Here is a 25,170-nt window from a genome sequence, read left to right as displayed (position 1 = left end):
CTATCGTATCATAGAGAAATGCCCTTTTAGCTCCTGTCCGTTTTGGCGAATTACTACAAACCAATAATCGGTAGACGGTAATCTTTTGCCATTAAGTGTGCCATCCCATCCATTGCTGTTAGGGTCAAAACCGGTTATAAGTTTTCCGTAACGATCATAAATATAGATCTTCATATCCGGTTCTAAAACCGATAGCTTTATACGCCATGTTTCATTGATACCATCTCCGTTTGGTGTGAAAAATTTAGGGTAGGTAAGTATGTAAGCAAAACGTTTATCTATTCCGCAATCACCTTTATCTTTTACATAAACGGTATATTGTCCTGGTGGAAGCCCGGTAAAAGTTGGTGAATCCTGATAGGTGATATTGTCTATCGAATATTCAAAATCACTCGGGATATTTGTAGGCTCCATAACAACTGAAATAACATTGTTGTTATCTGTCCAATCGCTCACATTAACTGTGTTGATAACGGGTGGGGGTGAAGTTGTTACTTCTACTGTTTTTGATGCTTCACAGCCAAACTTGTCTTTAACAGTTACAGTATAAGATCCCGGCTGGCTAACGGAGGTACTTTGATTTGTCGATCCATCTGACCATATATAACTGCTAAAACCGCTATCTGCAGTAATAACTATATTTTCACCTTCACATCCATGCCATTTTTCGGCCATTTTTAATACAGGTTTTGGTCTTACAAGAAGATTGAAGGATGTTAGGGCAATACAGCCATTGCCGGAAATATGTGTAACTCTTACATGTATGGTTGTAGTTGCTGTTGTGTACTGTTGTAAATTTGTTATAGCATTGATGCCTTGCTGGGCATCATTTAAAGTAGCATGGTAGGTAATCGTTACATCGCTTGGAATCTGAGTATCTAAAATAATGGCATTGTGTACAGAAATATCAAATACTTCGGTACCATTATCATCATCATCACAATGTTCTAATGTGGGTATTCTGTCAGGATCTGGTGCATATACAAGCGAAGGAATATCTGCAATGTTAAAAGTGAGGGGTCTTGATCCGCATTTATCTGTTACAATTACAGTATATACTGCCAATTCTAAGTCGTTGAAAATATTATTTTCTCCATTATCAATAAGAAAAGGCTGTCCGTTTTTTGATACAATTTTATAGGTTATCGGGGCTACGCCAAATGCAGAAACCTGGATATCCCCATTTTGGCTAAAACAGCTAAGGTTTAGTAACCCGGTTATGGTTAACTCGTTAAAGTATTTAAATTCATAAGATACAGAGGTGCACAGTTTTTCATAGATTTCCTGGCTTCCGTCTCCCCAGCATTTGTATTGTTTTACGATTCTATAATTACCTGTTGGGTAAACAAGGCTGTAAGTGGTGTCATTGTTTTTTATTTTTAATGCATTTGGAGTGCCATTTAAAGGATCGTTTATAATTTTTGTGCCTTCGGTATATAAAACGCCTGTGTCCGGGTGCGACCAAAGTCCGGATACTTCATCCAGTTTTTGGAGAGAATAGGTAACAAATATCTGTCCGTTACTCACATGATCATAAAAAAGGTCGAAAGAACCGCAATGAGGGGTAAGTGTATGGTCATTAGTTGTTACTTTGTAGGCATTCACAGTAAAAACGGGGGGGAGCATCTCGACATCATTATCACATGTTGTAGAAGCTTTAAACTTATATTGGCCAGGCACTAAATGGTCCATATATAATGTTTCTTCACTTTGATTAACATAAGCAAAAACATCATGAGGAAGCGGATGCGGATAATTTGTCGGAGCTGAAACAATTGCTATTTGTGTAATATCCTCACCTATTGAAAGCCGTATTGTTCCAAAACCTTCTTCACAGTCTACCCGTGCGTTCACATCGGCTCTGGCGCCTTTATAAGGTGCGATCTTAAAATCTTTAGTAAGTACTATACCGCAGGTATCTATAAGTGTAACGCTGTATTCTCCCGGCGGAAGATTATTTATCAATACTTCATCTACAGGATCGTCGTCAGGATCGTATTCAAAAACAACATGAGGCACCGGATTGGCATATTCGGGCGGGGCAGCAGTTATTATTACTGTTTGCATATATAGTCCGGGAATAGAAACTACTGCGCTTCCAAGGCCGGTTGTACATAAAGCATTTCCTGTAAATACCTCGGCAGCTACTATGGGTTTGGCAATTTCAATTATTCCGGAAGAAGCTGTTCTGCCACAGGCATCTAAAATAGAGAAAGCATAACTGCCCTCGGGTAAGGGGTTGCCCGGACTTCCAAATACGGCAGGTAAGTCTGGAGTGTTATAAGGGCCGGGATATATGTCATTATAATCGGCCGGATTAAATCCGGGTGGGGTTGTAGTAAATTGCAGTGTAAACGGAGGCATGTACTTATTAGGATTAACTTCCATTGTTCTGCCTAAACATTCTACAAGCTTTAATTCTCCCATAACTGTAAGTAATGGTTTTACGGGATATAACGGACTTTGTAATTCTTTACCGCAACGGTCTACTATTTTAAATTTATAAGAACAGTTCTGATTATAATAATAAGGTACAACCTGAGTTATCGGAAAACCGTCATTAACACCTCCGGCAATTGTTTGGGTGTAAATAATAGGTGGGGCTCCATTTGGTGGGTAATAAGTAGAAGTAACCTCAATAGGGTAAGCTATAGCAGAAGTAGGATTGGTGTTTGCCACATCATTTAAGATCGTTAATAGATCACACGCAGCTAATTCATCATCAGGAAAACTTATAGAGCCTAGTTCGAGAACTGGAGTATCTAAAAAAAGTGTAACTACCTGAGAGTCGGCTGCACCGCAGTTGTCTGTAACTTTTATGGTATAAGAGCCGGGTGCAAGCCCTGTAAATATAGTTGATGTTTGTGCCGGCCTTATTATGGGAGTGGTTATTTCATACGTAACAGGATTTCCACTAATCATTACAACAGTAAGAATTCCGTCGTTACAAATTGCGTTTACATGATCTATTGTGAACTGTAAAGGAATGATGTTGTCATCTATAATTGTTTGTGTAACCGCTGGGGCTCCAAAAGGTGTACCTGCTACTATTTGTGTTGCTTCTACTTTATAGTTGCCACTTGTTTGTCCGATCACGTTTGGATCTGTACTACTCCATACAGGAGTTGTTACGTTAGGAAGTTTATAGACTCTATAATGTATTGAAGCACCGGTTTGTGCTCCGCTTGAAGATAATACCATACTGCCATTACCATTACAGGTCGCAGCTGTTGGTACAGCTGTAACTGAAAAGGTTTGTGCCCAAACAGAGGGAGCAAACATAAATAGTAAAAAAAAGCAAATGCAATTTTTTAAGGTTAATTGAATAACCTTTTGGGTTATTTTGTTTATGGCTAGTTTCATGATGAAAATTAAGTTTTTGTGACTTAATTTCAAGTTTTTTTCCGTGACTAAGTTAAAAAAAATATTTTATATAAAAACTATGTTAATTTTTTTGTTTTTATATGTTATATTTTAGATATGTAGATAAAATGATTTCGAATATCAAGCAAAAAGTATTTTACTTGCTTAAAAATCTGCATATTAATATTTGTAAATATTGAAAAAGGTAGTACCTTTGCACACCTTTTGGCAGATGAGGTTTCCTTAAGGTATTTAAATTATTTTATGTAAAACGCTTCTGTTGTTTTATACTGCATAAGAAACCATGTAAAGCACAGGATACAAATTTTTTATCAGCATGTCTGAACAAACAAAAACAAAAGAAGAATTTCTACAGGAGTTTAACTGGCATAACTTCGAAGAAGGTATTGATCCGGTAGACGAACAAAACCTAAGGGAATTTGAAACATTAGTTGAAAAAACTTTTATTTCAACTGATAGCGATGAAGTAGTAGAAGGTAGTGTAGTAAGAATTACTGACAGAGACGTAATCGTTGATATCAACGCAAAATCGGAAGGTGTTATTTCTCTTAACGAATTCCGTTACAATCCAAACTTAAAAGTTGGAGATAAAGTTGAAGTTCTTATCGACGTTCGCGAAGATAAATCAGGACAATTAGTATTATCTCACAAAAAAGCACGTACTATTAAGGCTTGGGATAGAGTTATCAATGCTAACGAAACAGGCGAAATCGTTAATGGTTTTGTTAAATGCAGAACTAAAGGTGGTATGATCGTTGACGTTTTCGGTATTGAAGCTTTCTTACCAGGATCTCAAATTGACGTTAAGCCAATCAGAGATTACGATCAGTATGTAAACAAAACTATGGAATTCAAAGTTGTGAAAATCAACCATGAATTTAAAAACGTAGTTGTTTCGCATAAAGCACTTATCGAAGCAGATATCGAAGTTCAGAAAAAAGAAATCATTGGGCAGCTTGAAAAAGGCCAGGTACTTGAAGGTGTTGTTAAAAACATTACTTCTTACGGTGTATTCATCGACCTTGGAGGTGTTGACGGACTTATCCACATCACTGACCTTTCTTGGAGCAGAATTAACCACCCAAGTGAAGTTCTTGAACTTGACCAAAAACTTAACGTTGTTATCCTTGATTTCGATGATGAGAAAACAAGAATCCAACTTGGTCTTAAACAATTACACGCTCACCCATGGGATGCACTTGATGCAAAACTTGCAGTAGGTGATAAAGTTAAAGGTAAAGTAGTAGTTATTGCTGACTACGGTGCATTTATCGAAGTTGCTGAAGGTGTTGAAGGACTTATCCACGTATCTGAAATGTCTTGGTCTACGCACTTAAGATCTGCTCAGGACTTTGTTAAAGTTGGTGATGAGGTAGAAGCAGTTATCCTGACATTAGACAGAGATGACCGTAAAATGTCTCTAGGTATCAAACAACTTTCTCAAGATCCTTGGACTGATATCACTTCTAAATACCCAGTAGGTTCTAAACATACAGGTATCGTTAGAAACTTTACAAACTTTGGTATTTTCGTTGAACTTGAAGAAGGTATCGACGGATTGATCTACATCTCTGACCTTTCTTGGACTAAGAAGATCAAACATCCATCTGAATTTGTAAACGTTGGTGATAAACTTGACGTAGTAGTTCTTGAACTTGATGTTGACGGACGTAAACTATCTCTTGGTCACAAACAAACTACAGCTAATCCTTGGGATAAATATGAAGAAGGATTTGCAGTAGGTACTGTTCATACAGGTGAAATCGCTGAGATCGTTGACAAAGGTGCTACTGTAGAATTTGGTGACGATATCGTTGCTTTCATTCCAACACGTCACCTTGAAAAAGAAGACGGAAAAAAACTTAAAAAAGGAGAATCTGCTGAATTCAAAGTAATTGAATTTAACAAAGAATTCAAAAGAGTTGTAGCTTCACATACTGCTACATTCCGTGACGAAGAAGAGAAAAACGTTAGAAACAATAACGAATCTAACAATAACAATTCTTCTTCTAACAACAATGCTGAAAGAAGCACTTTAGGTGATCTTGATGTATTAGCTGAATTAAAAGAAAGAATGGAAAAAGGAGAAAACAAATAATCCTTATCCTCTTTAAATATAAAAGTCCTCTGAGTAATCAGGGGACTTTTTGTTTATATTCGCTAAAAAATTCTTTATGTCGTATTTATTAAAGCGGCTCTTCCTGCTACTTTCACTTCTCATAGGCGCATGGCTTTTTGTATATGTAATTAGCTTTTTTGCTACGTTTAGCCCTGAAACAGAATTTACCCTGCAGCAATATTCTTTTATTACGGCTTTAATAGTATTTGTTGTAATTGTTGTTTACGAAAGAATTAAAGTCAGAAAGTAATAAAAATACATTCTTATTTGTGCTTTATCATATAAACAGCATCGGGCTCATAAGTTTTAGAATAGACTAAGAATGCAATATCCAGTTCGGGCAGCAGGTAATAGTATAAGCCTGTGTCATATTCATAATCGGAGGTAAAGAGTAATGCACCGCTCTGGCAGGGTATTTTTACTTTTAGTAGCTCTCCGTTAAATTTCACATCATAATACGCAGGTCCATCCCAATAATACGTTGGTCTGCCTCCGGTAGGATTACCCATACCGTGAAACGGATTGAGTGATGGCATGTGGAAGTTCTGTTTTGTAAAATGCCTCATATAGATGACCTGTGAATCGTCATTCCATTTTTGGAAGGGGACAAGCTGGTTTTTTACACTAAGGAGTTCTTTTGGCAGGCTATCTATTTTATTAATGCCTCCGTTTCTATCGATACTATAATATTCTCTTACTTTATCATCTATAGAACTCTCCGGATTAGTCACATAATTTTCTGTCTCAACAATAATCTTTTTTTGTGCAGGGTCATAATACAAATGTCCGTCGTTGCCTTCCTTGGGTATTGTATCATTAATATCTACAACAGCGGCAGCAGTATCGTCAAAGTGATATTCTATGATGCCAGGTATAGCAAGTTTTTTAAATGTATAGTTTTCTGATGATGTGCCTTTATCAACATCACTGTATTTGGAGTTATAATAAAGACCTGTAAGGTTGTTAATTAATATTACCAATAGTGGTATGGCTATAATTATCGCAACTATAATTAGTGCTTTTTTGAGTTTTTTCATGGTAAGATTGACGCTTCTTTTATACTGTGGCTTTACAAGATAAATAATTATTTTAATAAACCCTTTTATTATTACGATTATAGCTGATTAGTTATTAAAGGGCTATAGGATGCCGTTCAAATCCAAATGTTATAAAAAAATTAAAATTTTCATTCTCTAAAACCATGATCGGGTTTATGGCGTATCTGCTTTTATAAACTTTAAAACAATAACCGATTATGAAAATTTCAAGAATTTTATCGACAGCCGTAATGGCACTTACATTAATGTTAGGAACAACTGCTTTTGCCCAAAAAACTAAAATGGTGGGCGGTGCTGCAATGTATCCAACAAAAAATATTATAGAGAATGCAGTAAACTCTAAAGATCATACTACACTTGTAGCTGCAGTTAAAGCTGCAGGGTTGGTTGAAACATTAGAAGGAAAAGGTCCTTTCACTGTTTTTGCGCCAACAAATGCTGCCTTTGATAAGTTACCTAAAGGAACTGTTGAAACACTGCTTAAACCAGAAAATAAAAAAATGCTTCAGGGTATACTTACTTACCATGTAGTTTCAGGTAAATGGAGTGCTGCCGATGTAGCTGCTGCTATTAAAAAAGGTGGAGGCAAAGCAGAGGTTACAACTGTACAGGGTGGTAAACTTTGGTTTATGATGAATGGAAAAGATCTTTGGGTCCAGGATGAAAAAGGTGGAAAAGCTAAAGTAACTATTGCCGACGTTAACCAGTCTAACGGTGTAATACACGTTATCGATACTGTGTTAATGCATAAATAAGAAATATTAGGTTTGTGTTAGACTAAAAATCCCCCATGTGAAAGCATGAGGGATTTTTGGTTTAAAATTATAGTGCTTTACAAATGGTTGCAGGGGTAATATCTGTAACAATGCTTTGTATTTCCAATCCCTTTTCATCATTTGGATGTAGTTTTTGGTAGTATTGGGAATAGTTTTTGTCAAAATTTAAATACAAATTGGCACGTGTGAGTTTATCTTTAATTTTTACATGTTCTATAAAAGCAGCAAATATTTTTTCCTTCATAATCTGGGTGTAATTTTTAGGTACTTCTATAAAATAATAAAAAGTATGGTATAGGTTTTTTATTCGCTTAAGACATTTTGCGGCTTTATCGGGAATTATTTTGTTGTCTTCGCTTTGTTCATACATGGTGATGTAAGAAACGCCTAATCCATATTTAGAGTAATCTATACTTGTATAACTTATGGTATCATTGGCAACTACAAATTTTTCGATTAATTGCTTTTGAGCGTAACTGCTGAATGATAAGGATGCTAACAAAAGGATAAATATATTTTTCATACTATAAACATAAGTAAATTCTTTTATTAAAAAAAAGCTGCCCAAGGGCAGCTTTTACTTATTGTTTTATGTCAAATTTGAATTATTCTTTAATCCTGATTTCAAACATTGTATCCCAGTCTTTACCTGTTATAAAGAAGGTTTTTGTTTTAGGATTATAAGCTATGCCGTTAAGTACATCTCTGCCTGGGTTAGTTACTTTTTTATCTAACTCTGCAAGGTTAAGTACGCCTTCTACAGCACCCGTTTTTGGATCTATAACAGCGATAGCGCTCATTTGATAAATATTGCCATATATTTTCCCGTCAACCCATTCCAATTCGTTTACCGCTTTGATTTTGGTTCCCTGAGTATAAACATTAACATAGTCTACTTCTTTTAATGTTTCAGGATCCAGTTTCCATATTTTTTCTGAACCATCACTCATGTAGAGATTCTTACCATCGTTTGTAAGTCCCCAGCCTTCAATATCTTTAAAGTAAGTGAATTCTCTTTCTTTCTTTAAATTATCTGCATTGTATATAAATCCTGTTTTTTCTTTCCAGGTAAGCTGGTAGATCTTGTTGTTAAGTATGGTTATACCTTCGCCAAAAAAACGCTGCTCAAGATCAATACTTTTATAAACTTCTCCGGTTTTGTAATTTACCTTGCGCAGTTTAGATTCTTTGTACTGCCCGGTTCCTTCAACTAAAGTATCCCTGTAAAACTCAAGACCCTGAGTATAAGAAGTAACATCGTGCGGGTAGGTGTTTACAATCTCATATTTAAGTTCTTTAGTCTTAACATTAGAAACAAGTTCAACTCTGCCTGTGGTTTCTATGTTTTCACCTTCAAAATAAACAAGAGCTTTTATATCCTGATATCCGAATTTCTGATTGTTAAGAGCAAAATCCAGCTTTTTGTTGTTAACTGATGTACCGATCTTTTTATTGTTTATAAAGTAAACAACAGAGTCGATTGCCTTTTCTTTAGCATTTATAACCGACAAAGGAAGGGTTTCCTGAGGCTGATATTGCTGTTTTAGGCCAGTTGTATCAATACTGAAAAAGTTTTTTTTCTCTTCTTCAGAGGTTCCGCAGGATACTACTGCTGCACCCAATAAAATGAATGCTAATAGGTTATGTTTTTTCATGGTTTCAAAAATAATAATGACAATATACAATTGTATTTTATATGTTGCAATTGCTTTGCAAAAATACAAAAAGATTGTATATTTGCGCCGGCAAGTCCTACACGACCAGCTCCTGCTTACTCCTCCAGGGTGGGAACACAGCAAAGGTATGTGGTTGAGCGGTGCGATGTAGGTCGCTTGCCATTTTTTTCTTTTTTAAGATTACTTTATTATCTCCTCTAGGGAGATTTTTTTGTTTATAGGCTTTTCCTAATTACTTCCTGAAGTAAAAGTGTTGTTTTTAAAATTGTCAAAATGATCACAGAATTTCATTAGTGAAATTTATGTAATTCGTACCAAAAAAAGTAATTTCGCCATTCATTTTCAGTAATCTGATAAACTAAACAAATGAGCAAAGTAATCTTAATCACGGGCGGATCATCAGGTATTGGCAGATCTATAGGCGAATTTCTACATGCTAAAGGTTATACCGTATATGGTACCAGCCGTAATCCTGATCGTATAAAAAACTCTGTATTTCCATTAATAGCACTCGATGTGCGTAATGTTGAAAGTATTCAGGCTGCTGTTGCCGAAGTAATTTCGCGCAGCGGTACTATAGATGTACTGGTGAACAATGCAGGAGTAGGGATTACAGGTCCGTTAGAAGAAATACCTTCAGATGAGATAAGAAACAACTTTGAAGTGAACTTATTTGGACCTATCGAAGTCATGAAAGCTGTATTGCCGTATATGCGTAGCCAGAAGAGCGGACTGATCATTAATGTAACTTCTATAGCCGGTTATATGGGGCTTCCTTACAGAAGCGTCTATTCGGCTTCTAAAGGGGCATTGGAACTAATCAGCGAAGGGATGAGGATGGAAGTAAAAGCTTTTGGAATTACTATTACAACAATTGCTCCCGGCGATTTTGCTACGAATATTGCAGATGGTCGTTATCATGCACCGCTGGTTAAAGGATCGGCTTATGAAGCGCCTTATGGTGCTACGCTTGATATGATGAATACCCATGTGGATGCCGGTAGTAATCCTTTAGAAATGGCCGAAGCTGTATATGCAGTAATGAAGACTCCGAATCCTAATGTGCATTATAAAGTAGGCGCATTCATGCAAAAATTCTCTATTGTTTTAAAGCGTATTTTACCCGACAAAACATACGAGAAACTTTTAATGAACCATTATAAGTTGTAGTTTTGCAGTGCAATAGCAAATAGCTTTTTGAATAAACAACAACATAATTACATACACATGAAATTTTTTATTGACACAGCCAATTTGGCACAAATTAAAGAAGCACAGGAACTTGGTGTTCTTGATGGTGTTACTACAAACCCATCGTTAATGGCTAAAGAAGGCATTACAGGAAAAAACAACATCCTTAAGCACTATGTAGACATTTGTAATATTGTTGAAGGTGATGTAAGTGCTGAAGTTAATGCTCTTGACTTTGAAGGTATGGTTAAAGAAGGTGAAGAACTTGCTGATCTTCACGATCAGATCGTTGTGAAATTACCAATGACTAAAGATGGTGTAAAAGCTGCTAAATACTTTTCTGATAAAGGAATTAAAACGAATGTAACACTTGTGTTTTCTGCTGGTCAGGCATTGCTTGCTGCTAAAGCGGGTGCTACTTATGTATCACCATTTATTGGTCGTCTTGATGATGTTTCTACTGATGGTCTTGCACTTATCGAAGAGATCCGTCTTATCTATGATAACTACGGCTATGAGACAGAAATACTTGCTGCATCAGTACGCCATACAATGCACATTGTAAACTGCGCTAAAATTGGTGCAGATGTGATGACAGGACCACTTTCTGCTATTACAGGTTTATTAAAACACCCACTTACCGATATCGGTCTTGCTCAATTTGTAGCTGATTTCGAAAAAGGAAATAAATAATATACTGATAGGTATAGATCCAAAATAAAACGGGCTGCTTTTTTTAAGCAGCCCGTTTTTTATATCCCTAATTTTAAGTAATGTTACTCAATTATCATCTCTTTTAGTTTCATTCTGTATGCTTCCAGTATCTTAGCCTTATAGATAAAACCATAATAGCGGTTTTCTTTAAGCAGCGGTAGATAGTCAGTATCTGTTAGCTCAAACTTCTCCATAATACTTTCTATGGAATCTTCTATCGATGCAATTTCTGTCGGTACTGTCATCATTTCAAGTATCCCTGTATATTTTACCTGGAACTGATTGAAGACAATATGTCTTGTCTTATTGAAATCAATAACGCCCAGCAGCCTGTTTCTATCGTCTACTACAGCAAAAACTGATTGTTTGGTTGTAGCCAGTAACCCAATTATATCTTCGGCTTTTTGTGTTGGACGTACCGTTTGCATATCGGTATCGATCACAGTAAGTATATCGATGCCTGAAAGTATATTCTTGTCTTTATCAGTAGTAAAAACGTCACCTTTAGCAGCAAGATGCTTTACATCCATAGAGTGTTTCTCGAATTGTTTGGATACTGCAAAACTTATAGAAGAAACGATCATTAGCGGAACCATAAGGTTATAACCCCCGGTTATCTCACCAATAAGGAAAATAGCTGTTAGCGGAGCATGGAAAAGCCCGCTTAATATACCCGCCATACCTACAATAGTAAAGTTACCTGTTGGAAGATTTGAAACACCTAACAGCGTGAAAAACTTGGCTACAAAAAAGCCAAGGTAAGACCCTACAAACAGGGAAGGCGCAAAGTTACCTCCGTTACCTCCACTGGATAGTGTGAGTCCGGTTGCATAGGCTTTTACCAGCATGGTTAATCCCACAAACAGGAGCAGTACCCATCCGTTATCTTCAAAACCCTCTAAAAGGGTGTTATTAAGCAGTATCTCCGGATTTGAGGTAGAGAGTGTTTTAATGGTTTCGTACCCTTCACCAAAAAGGGTAGGGAACAGAAATATCAAAAAAGCTAACGGAATAGCACCATATAACGCTTTACGGTAGCCGCTTATTTTGAGACGTGCAAAATGTCCTTCGATCTTCTGGAAGGTACGAGCGTGGTATATGGAGACGAATCCCGCAAGTAAACCTATCAAAATATAGTAAGGGATGTTATGGTAATCGAAAACCTGCTGCTGTTTGAAAGACAAGAGTACTTCTTCGTTAAGTAATATAGTAGACACCAAGGCACCGGTAGCTGCCGATATAATAATGGGGATAAAGGCAGTAATAGTAACGTCGGTCAGTACTACTTCTATGGCAAAAAGTACTCCGGCAATAGGAGCATTAAAAGCAGCAGCAATACCTGCAGCCACACCACAAGCTAAGAGCAATATCCTGTCTTTTTGCGAGAGTTTGTATTTTTGGGCAAAGTTAGATCCAAAGGCCGCACCTGTTACCGTGATGGGTGACTCAAGTCCCGCCGATCCTCCAAGTCCAACAGTAAGTGAGCTTGTAATTATCTGGGCATACATTTGCTTGCGTGGCATTATACCTCCTTTTTTTGCAACAGCATAAAGTATACGTGAGCTTCCTTTCTCTATTTTATTATCCAGTAGTCTTTTTACAACAAGTACTGTGAGTAATATACCTACAACAGGCAGTATACTGTTAATGTATGGCAGCTTAAGGTAGCCGTTTACATAATTGGCAAGCAAGAAAACGTTGTGAGCAAAACTTTTAAGTATTATAACGGCAAACGCAGTGGATATGGAAACAACAACACAGGACAGGTAAATAAAATGCCTTTCTGAAAGAAGGCTTTTTAATAAAAAGAACAATGTTTCAAGACGGCGAAGGTTGTGCCTGAAAAATAATTGGATCTTTGAAACTTTGCGGTTTTGCATTTTAGGCTGGTGAAAAATTGATGAAATCGGAATAAAGTGCTAAGTTACTTTATTTGCCAAAAATTACCTGACAATTATAAGTTTTTTAGCTATTTCAGCTTATAACTCTGCCGATTTTTCTTTTACAAAGGCTCTTAGCTCTTCGAAGAATTGCGTGAATTCTGATTCAAATTCGGTATAAAATTCATGAAGCTCATCGACCGATGTGCGCATACCCGATCTGTTTTTAGTACGATTATCCATCTGCATCAATATTTCGCCAATACCATCTACAGTTGCATAACTTGCCAGCCAGTTATACTTCGTCATGTGAGGCATTAGTCCTTTGGTACGTTCGGTAAGGATGTCATAATTGTCATCTAATGCTTTATAGAATGCAAGAGTATATTCTTCCAATGGAGTTGTGTGATACTTAGCCCAGTTCTTTGCAAGGAAGTGATCGTAATAAATATCCATGATTACACCCGCATAATGATGGTAGCGCGGATGCAGGCGTTTTGTTCCCTGCCTAAATATTGGGTGGGCATCGGTATAGGTATCTATAGCGCGGTGCAGGATAATGCCTTTTTGTACTTCGGCAGGAAAATCTTCCGGTTTTCCATGAATGCCGTCGGCCATGAAGTTTCCAATTTTTACAAGGTCGTTATCTCCCGAAAGGTATATGTGTGCTAAGAAGTTCATAGGTACAATTTAGTGATAAGTTTTGTACAAACAAAGAACCTGGTGTAATATGATCATTACTATTGCCTGATAGTGAAAAAATGCAGGTAACTTAAATGCTGAATTATCAGGGATAACTTATATTTGCGTTAGCAAAAAACAAACCAAAAAATGACATTAATAAAATCGATATCAGGTATTAGAGGAACTATAGGCGGCAAAACCGGCGATAACTTAACACCTGTTGATGCTGTGAAATTTGCTTCGGCTTATGGTACATGGCTAAAACACCATTCAGGTAAGGAGAAACTAACTGTAGTTATAGGCCGTGATGCACGTATATCAGGGCCAATGATACACAATCTTGTAATGAATACGCTTTTAGGACTGGGTATCGATGTGATCGATCTTGGCCTTTCTACTACACCTACTGTTGAGGTGGCTGTACCAATGGAAAAAGCAGATGGTGGTATTATACTTACGGCGAGCCACAATCCTAAACAATGGAATGCACTTAAATTACTTAACGAAAAAGGAGAATTTCTAAGCGGCGCTGATGGTGCTAAAATATTAGAGATCGCCGATAGTGAAGCTTTTGATTTTGCCGATGTAGATAATCTTGGCGAGATAACAATAAATGATGCCTATATGGATATCCATATCGATGAGGTACTTGATTTACCTTTGGTAGATGCTGAAGCGGTTAAAAAAGCAGGCTTTAAAGTTGTGGTAGACGGTGTTAATTCATCGGGAGGCATTATTATTCCTAAGTTACTGGAGCAAATGGGGGTTGAAGTTGTAAAACTTTACTGCGAACCTAACGGTCATTTTCCTCATAACCCGGAACCGCTTAAAGAACACCTTGGCGATATTTGTGAGCTTGTAGTTAAAGAAAAAGCCGATTTTGGTATTGTTGTAGATCCGGATGTGGATCGTTTGGCATTTATATCAGAAGATGGTGAAATGTTTGGTGAAGAATATACGCTTGTTGCCTGTGCAGATTATGTACTGAGCAAAACACCGGGTAACACGGTATCTAATATGTCATCTTCGCGTGCATTACGCGATATTACCCAAAAACACGGTGGTAGCTATGAAGCCAGTGCTGTAGGTGAGGTAAATGTGGTTGAGATGATGAAAAAGAACAATGCAATTATAGGAGGAGAAGGTAATGGTGGTATTATTTACCCTGAACTGCACTACGGTCGTGATTCACTGGTGGGTGTAGCTTTGTTCCTGACATATTTAGCAGAGAAAAAAATGTCGGTTGCAGCGTTAAGAGCATCGTATCCACAATATTATATGAGTAAAAATAAAATTGAGCTTACTCCACAAATCGATGTTGATGCTATTCTTGTAGCAATGACGGATAAATACAAATTGGAAGATATCTCTACAATTGATGGAGTAAAGATCGATTTTGCTGAAGAGTGGGTACACCTTAGAAAATCGAATACAGAGCCTATTATCAGGATCTATACCGAAGCGGCAACGCAGGATAAAGCGGATGCACTGGCAGTGCGCATAATTGACGAAATTAAAGCAGTAGCAGGAATTTAATCATGAAAAAAGCACTATTCACATCGTTGGCTTTTGTGCTTTTTGCAAGTGCATCGGCTCAAAAATTTACAGATGCCGAACGAACCCTGACCAATTCAGGGTCGAAGCAAAGCCTGATGCGTGTATTGCAGGTTACTGATGCTGCCGATCTAAAGGTGCTTAAAGCTCCATCTACAGATGTGAACCTTAAAGACGAATCGCTGCCTTTACTTATAGACAGGATGCTTGCAACAGTTAATGACCCTGCAAGCCCCGGAGTTGGTATAGCAGCACCACAGATAGGTATTAACCGTAATGTTATCTGGGTACAGCGTTTTGATAAAGCGGGAGAACCTTTTGAGGTTTATCTAAATCCGAAAATAACATGGCGTTCGGCATTATTAAGAAAAGGTACCGAAGGCTGTTTGTCTATTCCTGACCTTAATGGTGAGGTGCTGCGTAATTATACTATCCATATTACTTATTATGACCGAAACGGTAAGTTTCGCGATGAAATGATAGAAGGTTTTACGGCTGTGATATTCCAGCACGAAACAGATCACCTAATGGGGATTTTATTCACAGACAGGCTGGAACAGCAAAAAGCTCAGGAATATTCGCTAATCAATGGAGAAGTAAAACTTTACCTTGAGAACAAACTAAGAAGACAGTAATTTTTGATTGATTACTGAAGTATAAAAATACCCTCTGACAAAATCTGAGGGTATTTTTTTGATTTATAATTGAGTAATACCTACAAGGTCTTGGAGACCTTGCAGGAAAACTGAATGTTGTTGAGTTCGCAACCTGCAAGGTTTTTTTAACCTTGTAGGTTTTATAAAAAGGGAGTAGTGTTTGGCTGATATGTTGAATCTAACACTGCAAGGTCTCCAAGACCTTGCAGGAAATTGAGTATTATAACTTAAACCATTTGTAATATAACTGTGCGGCATATTCGTAAGCAGCAGCTTCAGTATAAATTATTTTTGCTGTTGATGGCCACCAGTTGTACCTATAGCCAGTTTCTTTTTTAAGAAAGAATCCGGTAGGGGCGGCTATGGGCTGCATTCCCATAGAACGGAAAACTTCCATAGCGCGGGGCATATGTGTGGCATTTGTTACGAGTATGAACTTGTTTTTTGTACCAAAGCGTTTTTTATAAGCCACAGCTTCTTCCCAGGTGTTGCGGGGTGCCGGAAATAAGATTGTGTCTTTAGAAGATACTCCCAAACTAACGGCAGCTTTTGCCATTACATTTCCTGTAGGTTCTTTTTTATTGACGGCAAATCCTGAAAAGGAAATACGGGTATGGTTAAAGTAATTATAGATCCTTATCCCTTCTGTTACTCTTTCCAAAGCCTGAAATGAAAGTTTCTGAGTTGGGTATAAAGAAGGATCGTCGGCGTGACCATTACCTAATATATGTATGGGTAATTTTTCATTTTTAGAACCTTTATAAACCGGGTATTGCTTTTCCAGTTGCTGGATCATAAAAACAGGCAACGGCGTTACAGAAAACAGGAACAGCTGTGCTGCGCCAAGAATAGCAATATACTTTGCTGTTTTTTTTCGGTTGAATTTATAGAGAAGCAGTGAAACTGCTATAAATAGCCAGAAAAAGGTAAGCGGGTTAACAATACTCATTAGTAAGCTTAAATGGTTTGCAGTACAATTTAGGGAAATAAATTACATAAAAAAAATCCTGCCTTTTTAGGGGCAGGACTTTCAAAATTAAAAAACACGAAACTAATATTACCCTATTTCACGAGTAATTTTTTCACTATTCCTTCAGATGTTTTTACCAGGTAAAGTCCTGATGCCATGTTTGAAGTGTCTATAGTTAATGCCTGTTTAGCTGAATGTACCAGCTTTCCACTGTAATCGTATACTTCGATATCTGCAACACGGTTAAAGTAAGATACACCATTTACAGATGGGTTAGGGAACACTGCAAATGTTTTAGGTTCAAACTCAAATTCACCATTTGATAATTTAGAAGAATCTACTTCAAAAATGGTTAGCGTACCGCTTATTTCGTTAGCTACAATGATATAATCTTTTCCTGTTGGGCTGTCAGCTGCTTTAATGTGCGTGATGCCTTCCGGTCCGTGGTCGCCTTCATAAGCCGAAACACTTCTGCTGTTTTTATAATCTACAAACTTAACATCAGCCGGATTGGTAACATCATATACCATAACACCGCCTACACGCTCCAGGCTGATAAAAGCAAATGTTCTTCCTTCAATCTGTGCCACTGTTACACCTTCCGGCTCAGGACCTTTTGCACGGCTGCGGCTTTTAAGGCTGTTGTCTTCGTGATCAGAGTTAAACAATGCACTGATCGATGGAGTAGAAGCAGTATACATTTCGAAATCATCACCACTGTCAAATACAATTTCTTTTGTATCTGCATTGAAGATAGAGAATGAACGTGATCCTACTGCAAACATTTGGTTGTAAGCTGTACCAGCATTATTTTTACCATCAAAAGCGGTAACTCTAAATCTACCTGCATTGAATGATTTTTTAAGCATTGCTCCCTGTGGGTAAGCAGCAGCGTCAAGTACATAAGTAGCAGCGCCTACAGTTGTTCTTTCTACAAAACCTGTGTATTCTTTTTCGTCACCTTCGTTAGCGGTAACAATATAATTAACACCACCTACGCTATAGTTTGCAACAGCATCCGGCATATAATATGTTTTTATCGGCCAGTTCGCAATTAATATTTCGCCGTTGTTATCAGAAATATCAAAACCGTTGCCCATTGCATTCATGTCTTTGGTTCCTAATGCCCAAACATCGGCTATAGAATTGTTTTCCAGATTAATTTCAGCAATAGCGTTGTTTTCCTGTAGTGTAACCCATGCTTTTTTAGAATCGGCACTTGTAGTGATGTATTCCGGTTCAAAATCCTGCGACAGGGTACTGCTCAGCTTCAGTTTCCTCACACCAGAAGCTATAAGTGCAGTTTCCTGTGCATTATATGCTGTAAATAATAGAGTAGTAACATTATTTTGAGTCAGGTTAGCAACACCACCGCTTATATCGATAATGCTCACAGAACCTTCAGGATCTATACTGTAGTTGCTGTTTGGCTGACCTTCATTTGCCGTAAGCACTTTTTTACCATCCGGAGTAAATGAGATATTGTCAGGAAGTGCACCTACAGTTACCTGTTTGATGAATGTACCTGCTGTAGTAAAGAATACTACCGATCCGTCAAGATGTTCATCTGTATTAGGAGAAGCGACTGCTACAACACCGTTTTTAACCGCTACGCTGGTAACACCACCGTAAACGTTCATGTCTATTGACTGAAGTACTTCAGGGTCTGTTGGATCTGTGAAATCGATAACATCAAGGAAACCTGCAACAGCACTTGTAGTAAATAATTTTTTACTTGGAGCATCATATACTACTATCTCACAAGTACTTGAATTTGTACCTGATGGATCGAAGCTTCTCACGTAAGTAAGTTCGATATCCTTATTAGGAACAGGAGCAAGCCTGTCGTTATCTTTTATGTAAATAGTAGCCATTGGCTCACCGGTAACGGTTACGCCTACAGCATTTTCAAGGCTAAGTACAAAATATTCTGCCTGCTGCTCTTCGATAGTGTCATCTATAATTGGAATAGTGATGGTATGCGTTAGCGGGCTGTTACCTATAAAAGTAAGTGTTTGTGTAGTAAGAGTGAAATCTCCTGCATCTGCTGTGCTGAAAGGTGCTCCTTTAACAACAAGATCTACAGATCCTGCCGAAGGACTAACAAGGTTAATTACAAAGCTTAATGATCCTGCATTTTCGTTTACTACAACAAAATCTTTTTGGAAAGAAACAGTTGTGTTGTAACCGAAAGTGAAAGTGTAAGCACAAGACATTTCAAGACCTGTAGCATCTAAAACGTTATCTACAGTAAGCGTGTAGTTTGTACCTGCTGTAAATGGGGTTGCATAGGTAAGGGTTACCGTATTACCGTTAAGAACCGCTGAGGTTAATCCAGGGATACCGGTATAGTTTGCAATTGTAGCTGCAGAAGCTGCCTGAAGTGCATTATTGAATGTTAATACAATTGTAGTATTGTTAGTTACCAAAGTGTTTTGTACTGTTGGTGCGCTTGGGAAAGCCCATGTAGGCCATGTTTGTGCTACTGTACCACCTGCAACACCTGTCCAGTTGGCAGGATTAAGTATTGATGCTTTAAGGTTAGCGATGTTACCTGTTTGAGGGCCGCTGTAAAAAGCATTTACGGTATTACCTTCTATGTTAGCCGGGTTAGTGCTAAGGTTAGATGCATTTACACCGTCTGTAAGAGCATCCGGTTTCATAGAAAGGCTTCCGCTGCATGAAGTATTGGCAGCAACCCATCCGTTTGATGTAAGAGCTGTAATGTAGTTTGGAGCAGCAGGAGTACCGCTGTAAACGATTACCTGGTCTCCACCAGAGCTTAATCCGAAGCCTGCTCCGGTAACTGTACCAGTGTTTGCTGTTAAAGTAGATGTTTGTAGCATGATAACCGATCCTGCAGGAACGCAGTCTGTAGCTGTCCAAGTAATACCACCAGCACATTGTGCAGGAGCATTGGTTGTATATTTACCATCTGTAAGCGTAATGAATGTACCCGGTGCAATGTTTACAAAGGTTACAAGAGCTATTTCATCTTCAGTAGATGATGCGTTCATTCTGTAAGCTATGAAAGCCATGTCGCCAGCAGCAATAGGAGATTGTACAGCAATAGTAGAAAAGTCTGCCGATTTAGTATCTGCAATGGCGTTATTGCTCATGTCTTCTACAGTATTGCCTAAAAGGGCAGCATAGTACTGCTGGTTGTTAAGCAAAGTTGTTGTTGGAACAATGGTAATTGTATTGTCAGCATAAGTAGCATCAAACGGAACTACAGTTCCAGCAGCGTTGTTTAAACGAAGTTCTACAACTGCATCTATATTTGTATTGTTTATTGCTGCATCGTTAACAAGACGTATCGGCTCATTAAAAGCAATTGTTGGGTGTGCAGTTACTGCAATGTTTATTGCATTATTTGCCGGAGTAAACAGGGCAACCGGAACAGCAGTATCGCCACCTCCCAGAGTAGTTCCATTTAAGGTAAAGTTGTCGAAACGGTTATTACCAACAGCTCCGCCACCACCTTGTTCGAATTCTACTTTTAATTTGAAGTTTGGATTGTTATCTGAAGCAGCGATAGCCGAAAAATCTAAAGTCGCTAATGCAGGATCACCGTCGTTTGGTGCTACTGTTGTTAACGGAATAAAAATAGTTCCGTCTACAGAGTATGACCATAACTGGTTTCCAGCTCCTGAACCTGAACGGCGTGTAGCAAATTTTACAACTACATTTTCATAACCTGTTGTAGGCAGGGCAAATTGTAATGCACCACCGATAGGGTTGTTGAAACGTAAGTGTGCACCAGCCGGATCACCGTTTTGTGTGTTAAGGTTTAAAACGTTGAAATTTTGCCCGGTTCCGTTTGCAAAATCAAGAAGGCTGGTACCTCCTGCAATAGCAGTAAGACCTGCGCCCGTAATAATGGATTGAGAAGGTGTAGTGATAGCCGTTAACGAACTGCTGTCGTTAAAGTTCCAGTAATGGACCAGGGTTTGTGCCCCTGAGAACTGCGTTATCATCCCGAAGGCAAATAACATCAATCCTTTTTTTGTGTAGTTGTTCAACATGTGTGTTTGAGTTGGTTTTTAATAGTGCTACAAAAGTCTACGATATAGATTACGCCATCATTACTCTAGTGATAAAGAAGTGTTATCATGAGATGGTTGGGTGTTTTATAATCGTAAAATTTAAGTTAAGCGGTTTACGATAGCTTAATGTAGGTATTGAAACCAATTCTAAATGACGTAAAAAAGGTATTTAGGATTTAAGCATAAAAAAAACGAGTGAAGGTGGCTTCACTCGTTAAATGTAATTTTATTAAAAAAGGCGGTAAGTGATTACCGCCTTTTTTAATAAAATATGTATTATATAGCGTTTACGATAGCAAGGAAATCATCTGCTTTTAGGGCAGCGCCGCCTATAAGACCACCATCAACATCCGGTTTAGAGAATATTTCACGGGCGTTATCAGGCTTAACACTTCCTCCGTAAAGGATTGATGTGTTTTCGGCAATTGCCTCACCTACGTTGTCTTTAATAAGTGTACGGATAAAGGCGTGCATTTCCTGTGCCTGCTCCGGTGATGCTGTTTCTCCAGTACCGATAGCCCAAACAGGCTCATAAGCTAAAACAACACTGTTCCAGTCGTTTTTATCGATATGGAATAAACCTTCTCTTAGTTGCGTTTCTACTACATTAAAATGGTTGCCTGACTGTCTGTCTGCCAATTCTTCACCAAAACAGAAGATAATAGTAACATCATGTTTTAAGGCTGTATTTACTTTTTGTGCCAAAAGGCTGTTGGTTTCACCAAAGTAAGCTCTTCTTTCAGAGTGACCCAGTATAACCGTATTTACATGGATGCTTTTTAGCATGCCTACAGAGATCTCTCCTGTGTAAGCACCGTTTTCTGCCTGGTGCATATTTTGTGCCGCAACAATTACATTAGTACCTGCCGTTTGCTGTACAGCTGCCTGAAGGTTAACAAACGTAGGAGCTACTACAATTTTAGCAACGTTATTGTCTTGTTTTTTATTCAGTATTTCAGCAAGTAAAGCTTCTGTTTGCTGAATATCGTTATTCATTTTCCAGTTTCCTGCAACGATCTTTTTTCTCATTATTTAAGTTTTTTTAGAATAGCTATAAGTTTTTCGTCATCGGCCTCAATGGCTTTGAACAACGCAATTTTACCGGTCTTGTCTATTACCATATAACGCGGAATCCAGTCCAGTTTAACGCTTTCGGCAAATGCGCCCTCTTTCATGCTTTTACCAACATGGTAGTTTTCACCTTTTACCTCATATTTTTCAATTCCATTCTTCCATTTTTCATCTACTCTGTCATACGAAAGGAATAGATATACAGCTTCAGGGAATTGTTTTTGAAGTGCATGAACCTTAGGCATACCTTTAATACAATCCGGGCACCATGACGCCCAAACGTCTATTACAACGGTCTTTCCTTTGTATTGGTTAAGGATGTCTTTAAAAGCTATCTGTTTACCATCCAGTGAGGTCATTTTAGAATTTAATGCTTCGGGAGTAAAAGATGTTGGCTGTTGTGCCTGTGTACAGGATATTACAGCAAATAACAGTATAGGTAATAAAAGTAGTTTTTTCATTTTTTCCTGATTAAGAGAAACAAATTTACAATAAGAAGCTGAACAAACAGGGCTTCGTTTTGAAATATTTGGCATCTGTTTATCTGTAAAAGTTATTATATCGTTTTCGTTGGAAAATAATTATCAGCTTAGGCGGATCCTTGGATCGAGATAGGCATAGATAAGGTCCACAATAATATTGATGATCACAAAAGTGGTTGCAATAACCAGTACCGATCCCATGATAACAGGAAGGTCTAGCGTGTTAAGTGCTTCGACTACTTCTTTACCAAGGCCGTTCCATCCAAAAATATATTCTACAAAAACAGCTCCGGCAAGCATAGAGGCAAACCAGCCTGATATAGCTGTTACAACAGGGTTTAAGGCATTTTTAAGTGCGTGCTTGCGGATGATCCTCAGTTCGCTTAAACCTTTGGCTCTTGCAGTACGAATGTAATCCTGACCCAAAACTTCAAGCAATGAATTACGCATTAGTTGGATGACAACTCCAAGTGGCCGGATGCCTAATACAATAGCCGGGAGGATAATATTTTTCCATTTGATATAAGAACCTTCCCCAAAATCGTCTACTTCATACAGGCTTCCGGTCATATCAAGATGTGTGTATTTGTGCAGGAGGAACCCAAAGAACCATGCAAATAGGATTGCTGCAAAGAAAGACGGCAGGCTCATGCCTAGCGTACTCACCAGCGCAATAGTTCTGTCGATCCAGGTATCTTTATATAAAGCGGATATGATCCCGAAAATAATTCCGACAACAATAGCAATAATGATAGCAAAGAATGCCAGTACAATAGTGTTAGGCAGTGTGTCGCCTATAACCTGGGTTACTTTTTTGCCACTTTTTTGGAAACTCTCACGCAGGTAAGGCGTTTTTAAAACAACGGTAGTATGACCAATTGTAAATAGGGATAGGGCATTGTATTTCCCTTCAGCCAGAAAGGTGTAATCACCTTGGGTAGTGCTATGAAAAGAAACGGGGCAGAGGTCGTTGAGGTAATACAGGTATTGTTTGGATACCGGTTGGTCGAAACCATATTTTTTCTTGATAATAGCGAGCTGTTCCGAGTTTTCATTCTGGTCCAGCATCATACGAGCCGGATCACCCGGTAGTACTGTAAACAAAAAGAATATGACAGTTACCACACCAAAAAGCGTGAGCAAAGCATATCCTGTTTTGTGTAAAAAGTATTTTATCAAGTGTATTTGGGTTTCAGATTTTAGATTTCAGATTGCATGTTCAATCTGAAATCTAAAGTCCTGAATTAATTAAAGTTCAACGTTATCAATATCGTTCCAGTGTGCTTTTTGTACAATTGTTCCTTTGTTAAGGATCACGATACTTGGGTTAGCCCTTTCGATGGTTTTTAGCGTAGTGGCGTCACAGAAGTAATAATCTAATGTTAGCTTATGATCTGCTTTCTTTTTCGCAATTGTGCCTTCATCCGATGAAGTCATTCCGATAACTTTATACCCTTTAGCCTGTGCCTGTTTAGCAAAAGTCTCCAGTTTGTTAAGACCTTCGTCACTTGCTTTGTTCAGGTCATAAGAGACAAGCAGTATAAGTTTAGGTTCTGCAAGCATAGCAGTTGTAAAGTCTTCACCATCTTTTTCTATAGAGAAATCGTGTATAGGCGGTACATAACCTTGTTTTACTACTTTATCTTTTCTGTCTATAAATTCAGCATCAGCAGGGATTTTGTCCAGTTGTTTGTCTGTAAATTCTTTTTCAACACCGTTTATTTTGTAGATAAACACCATTTCATATTCCGATTTTGGAGCACCTTCCGGTATCGCCATTCCTTCCGGAATGTTAGTCCCGATTTTATAGGCTCTAAAGTCTATTGCAGGCAGGTGGTTTAGTACATAGTAACCAAATAATCCGCATAAAGCGAAAGCTGCAATAACGGTAATATTAACGGCAACTTTACCAAATAGCGGCTGGATATACTGCCTGTTAAAGAACAATATGATAATTAGCAGTGACAGTACTACGTCTTTAGAGAACGATTCCCAAGGGGTTAATTTTAGTGCGTCACCAAAACAACCGCAATCAGTTACTTTATTAAAATATGCCGAATAGAAGGTAAGGAACGTGAAGAAACCTATCATGAGTAGTAAACTCCACATGGTGAAATTTCTCTTGAAACCTACTAATAGCATTACACCTAATACTACTTCAAAAATTACTACACCTACGGCAATTGCCAATGCGAGCGGGATTAAAAATTCAAGATTCAGTACGTTAGCCCCAAAGTATTCTTCCAGTTTAAAAGAGAAGCCTACAGGATCGTTTAGCTTTATAAGTCCTGAAATGATAAATAAAACGCCTACAAGTACCCGAGAGATTTGTGTAATTAATTTCATAGTAAGATTGTATGGATTAAAATTTCTTCATTAGTATTAGTGCAAAAATGGCATAGTTGATCATATCCTGATAATTAGCATCAATGCCTTCAGATACAAGTGTTTTGCCTTTGTTGTCTTCAATTTGCTTCACGCGAAGCAGTTTTTGAAGTATAAGATCGGTTAGTGAGCTTACGCGCATTTCTCTCCAGGCTTCACCATAATCATGGTTTTTAGCCTCCATAAGGGTTTTGGTAAGCAGTACTTTTTCGTCATAAAGTTTTGTAGCATCTTCAACATTAAGATCGGGCTGATCAACCACACCCTTGTCAAGTTGAATAAGTGCCATTATTGAATAGTTGATTATACCGATAAATTCTCCGGTTTCATCTTCGTCTATTTTGCGAACATCATTTTGCTGAAGGCTTCGGATGCGCTGTGCTTTAATAAATATCTGATCTGTAAGCGATGGCAGTCTTAGTATACGCCATGCACTTCCGTAATCTTTCATTTTATTAATATATAGCTGCCTGCATATGGTAATGACACTGTCATATTCCTGAGAAGTATTACTCATTTAAGTA

General features: G+C 38.0%; 20 protein-coding genes and 1 other RNA gene. 8 read left to right on the top strand and 13 right to left on the bottom strand.

Annotated elements, in window-relative coordinates; translation table 11 throughout:
• The gene (locus tag EPI11_RS13425; protein ID WP_206619124.1) at window positions 1–3,282 is read right to left on the bottom strand and encodes a T9SS type B sorting domain-containing protein; all 3,282 of its coding nucleotides are present in this window, start codon (window positions 3,280–3,282) and stop codon (window positions 1–3) included.
• Window positions 3,283–3,700: 418 nt separating this feature from the next.
• On the opposite strand from EPI11_RS13425, the gene rpsA reads away from it, so the two are divergent.
• Entirely contained in the window at window positions 3,701–5,482 is a 1,782-nt protein-coding gene (gene rpsA, locus EPI11_RS13420) for a 30S ribosomal protein S1 (protein ID WP_128390495.1), read from the top strand.
• Window positions 5,483–5,558: 76 nt separating this feature from the next.
• Entirely contained in the window at window positions 5,559–5,753 is a 195-nt protein-coding gene (locus EPI11_RS13415; RefSeq protein ID WP_128390494.1) for a hypothetical protein, read from the top strand.
• A gap of 13 nt (window positions 5,754–5,766) precedes the next feature.
• On the opposite strand, the gene EPI11_RS13410 is transcribed toward EPI11_RS13415, so the two are convergent.
• Window positions 5,767–6,540 (bottom strand): hypothetical protein, encoded by a 774-nt coding sequence (locus tag EPI11_RS13410; RefSeq protein ID WP_128390493.1) that lies wholly within the window; start codon window positions 6,538–6,540, stop codon window positions 5,767–5,769.
• 218 nt (window positions 6,541–6,758) lie between these two features.
• Between EPI11_RS13410 and EPI11_RS13405 the strand changes: the two genes are divergently transcribed.
• The gene (locus EPI11_RS13405) at window positions 6,759–7,316 is read left to right on the top strand and encodes a fasciclin domain-containing protein (protein WP_128390492.1); all 558 of its coding nucleotides are present in this window, start codon (window positions 6,759–6,761) and stop codon (window positions 7,314–7,316) included.
• Window positions 7,317–7,383: 67 nt separating this feature from the next.
• Here the strand turns inward: EPI11_RS13405 and EPI11_RS13400 are convergent, their stop codons facing one another.
• Both EPI11_RS13400 and EPI11_RS13395 read right to left on the bottom strand, forming a co-directional pair.
• Window positions 7,384–7,860: a hypothetical protein gene (locus tag EPI11_RS13400; RefSeq protein WP_128390491.1), complete on the bottom strand. Its 477-nt coding sequence runs from the start codon at window positions 7,858–7,860 to the stop codon at window positions 7,384–7,386.
• An 82-nt stretch (window positions 7,861–7,942) separates the two neighbouring features.
• Entirely contained in the window at window positions 7,943–8,992 is a 1,050-nt protein-coding gene (locus EPI11_RS13395) for a glutaminyl-peptide cyclotransferase (protein WP_128390490.1), read from the bottom strand.
• Window positions 8,993–9,080: 88 nt separating this feature from the next.
• Here EPI11_RS13395 and ffs point away from each other — a divergent pair.
• The 3 genes from ffs to fsa all read left to right on the top strand — a co-directional run bounded on the left by ffs (window position 9,081) and on the right by fsa (window position 10,897).
• Window positions 9,081–9,178: signal recognition particle sRNA small type (gene ffs / locus EPI11_RS13390), an RNA gene on the top strand.
• A gap of 201 nt (window positions 9,179–9,379) precedes the next feature.
• Window positions 9,380–10,183: an SDR family oxidoreductase gene (locus tag EPI11_RS13385; RefSeq protein WP_128390489.1), complete on the top strand. Its 804-nt coding sequence runs from the start codon at window positions 9,380–9,382 to the stop codon at window positions 10,181–10,183.
• A gap of 57 nt (window positions 10,184–10,240) precedes the next feature.
• On the top strand, window positions 10,241–10,897 hold the full coding sequence (gene fsa / locus EPI11_RS13380; protein WP_128390488.1) for a fructose-6-phosphate aldolase: 657 nt from the start codon (window positions 10,241–10,243) through the stop codon (window positions 10,895–10,897).
• An 83-nt stretch (window positions 10,898–10,980) separates the two neighbouring features.
• On the opposite strand, the gene EPI11_RS13375 is transcribed toward fsa, so the two are convergent.
• Together EPI11_RS13375 and EPI11_RS13370 are read right to left on the bottom strand one after the other, a co-directional pair.
• Window positions 10,981–12,798, bottom strand: a complete 1,818-nt coding sequence (locus tag EPI11_RS13375; RefSeq protein WP_128390487.1) for a chloride channel protein — start codon at window positions 12,796–12,798, stop codon at window positions 10,981–10,983.
• Between the two features lie 99 nt (window positions 12,799–12,897).
• Complete coding sequence (locus EPI11_RS13370; protein ID WP_128390486.1) at window positions 12,898–13,479, bottom strand: acyl carrier protein phosphodiesterase; 582 nt, start codon at window positions 13,477–13,479, stop codon at window positions 12,898–12,900.
• Between the two features lie 150 nt (window positions 13,480–13,629).
• On the opposite strand from EPI11_RS13370, the gene glmM reads away from it, so the two are divergent.
• A complete protein-coding gene (gene glmM / locus EPI11_RS13365) occupies window positions 13,630–15,018 on the top strand; it encodes a phosphoglucosamine mutase (protein WP_128390485.1) in 1,389 nt (462 codons plus the stop codon).
• Between the two features lie 2 nt (window positions 15,019–15,020).
• Window positions 15,021–15,671: a peptide deformylase gene (def, locus tag EPI11_RS13360; RefSeq protein ID WP_128390484.1), complete on the top strand. Its 651-nt coding sequence runs from the start codon at window positions 15,021–15,023 to the stop codon at window positions 15,669–15,671.
• 241 nt (window positions 15,672–15,912) lie between these two features.
• Here def and EPI11_RS13355 read toward each other — a convergent pair whose 3' ends face one another.
• From EPI11_RS13355 to EPI11_RS13325, 7 genes are all read right to left on the bottom strand, one after another.
• Entirely contained in the window at window positions 15,913–16,641 is a 729-nt protein-coding gene (locus tag EPI11_RS13355) for an ElyC/SanA/YdcF family protein (RefSeq protein ID WP_128390483.1), read from the bottom strand.
• Between the two features lie 113 nt (window positions 16,642–16,754).
• The gene (locus EPI11_RS13350; RefSeq protein WP_128390482.1) at window positions 16,755–20,687 is read right to left on the bottom strand and encodes a choice-of-anchor I family protein; all 3,933 of its coding nucleotides are present in this window, start codon (window positions 20,685–20,687) and stop codon (window positions 16,755–16,757) included.
• 297 nt (window positions 20,688–20,984) lie between these two features.
• On the bottom strand, window positions 20,985–21,737 hold the full coding sequence (gene tpiA / locus EPI11_RS13345; RefSeq protein ID WP_128390481.1) for a triose-phosphate isomerase: 753 nt from the start codon (window positions 21,735–21,737) through the stop codon (window positions 20,985–20,987).
• The gene (locus EPI11_RS13340; protein WP_128390480.1) at window positions 21,737–22,240 is read right to left on the bottom strand and encodes a TlpA family protein disulfide reductase; all 504 of its coding nucleotides are present in this window, start codon (window positions 22,238–22,240) and stop codon (window positions 21,737–21,739) included. The genes tpiA and EPI11_RS13340 overlap by 1 nt, the downstream gene beginning before the upstream one ends.
• A gap of 123 nt (window positions 22,241–22,363) precedes the next feature.
• The gene (locus EPI11_RS13335; protein WP_128390479.1) at window positions 22,364–23,440 is read right to left on the bottom strand and encodes an ABC transporter permease; all 1,077 of its coding nucleotides are present in this window, start codon (window positions 23,438–23,440) and stop codon (window positions 22,364–22,366) included.
• Window positions 23,441–23,509: 69 nt separating this feature from the next.
• Complete coding sequence (locus EPI11_RS13330; protein ID WP_128390478.1) at window positions 23,510–24,607, bottom strand: BT_3928 family protein; 1,098 nt, start codon at window positions 24,605–24,607, stop codon at window positions 23,510–23,512.
• Between the two features lie 16 nt (window positions 24,608–24,623).
• Window positions 24,624–25,163 carry a DUF1599 domain-containing protein gene (locus EPI11_RS13325; RefSeq protein ID WP_128390477.1) on the bottom strand — a complete coding sequence of 180 codons (540 nt, stop codon included), beginning with the start codon at window positions 25,161–25,163 and terminating at the stop codon, window positions 24,624–24,626.
• Between the last annotated feature and the right edge of the window lie 7 nt (window positions 25,164–25,170).

The sequence above is a fragment of the Flavobacterium cerinum genome (assembly GCF_004028155.1).
Classification (GTDB): Bacteria; Bacteroidota; Bacteroidia; order Flavobacteriales; family Flavobacteriaceae; genus Flavobacterium; species Flavobacterium cerinum.
This window is presented reverse-complemented; position numbering and strand designations above follow the sequence as displayed.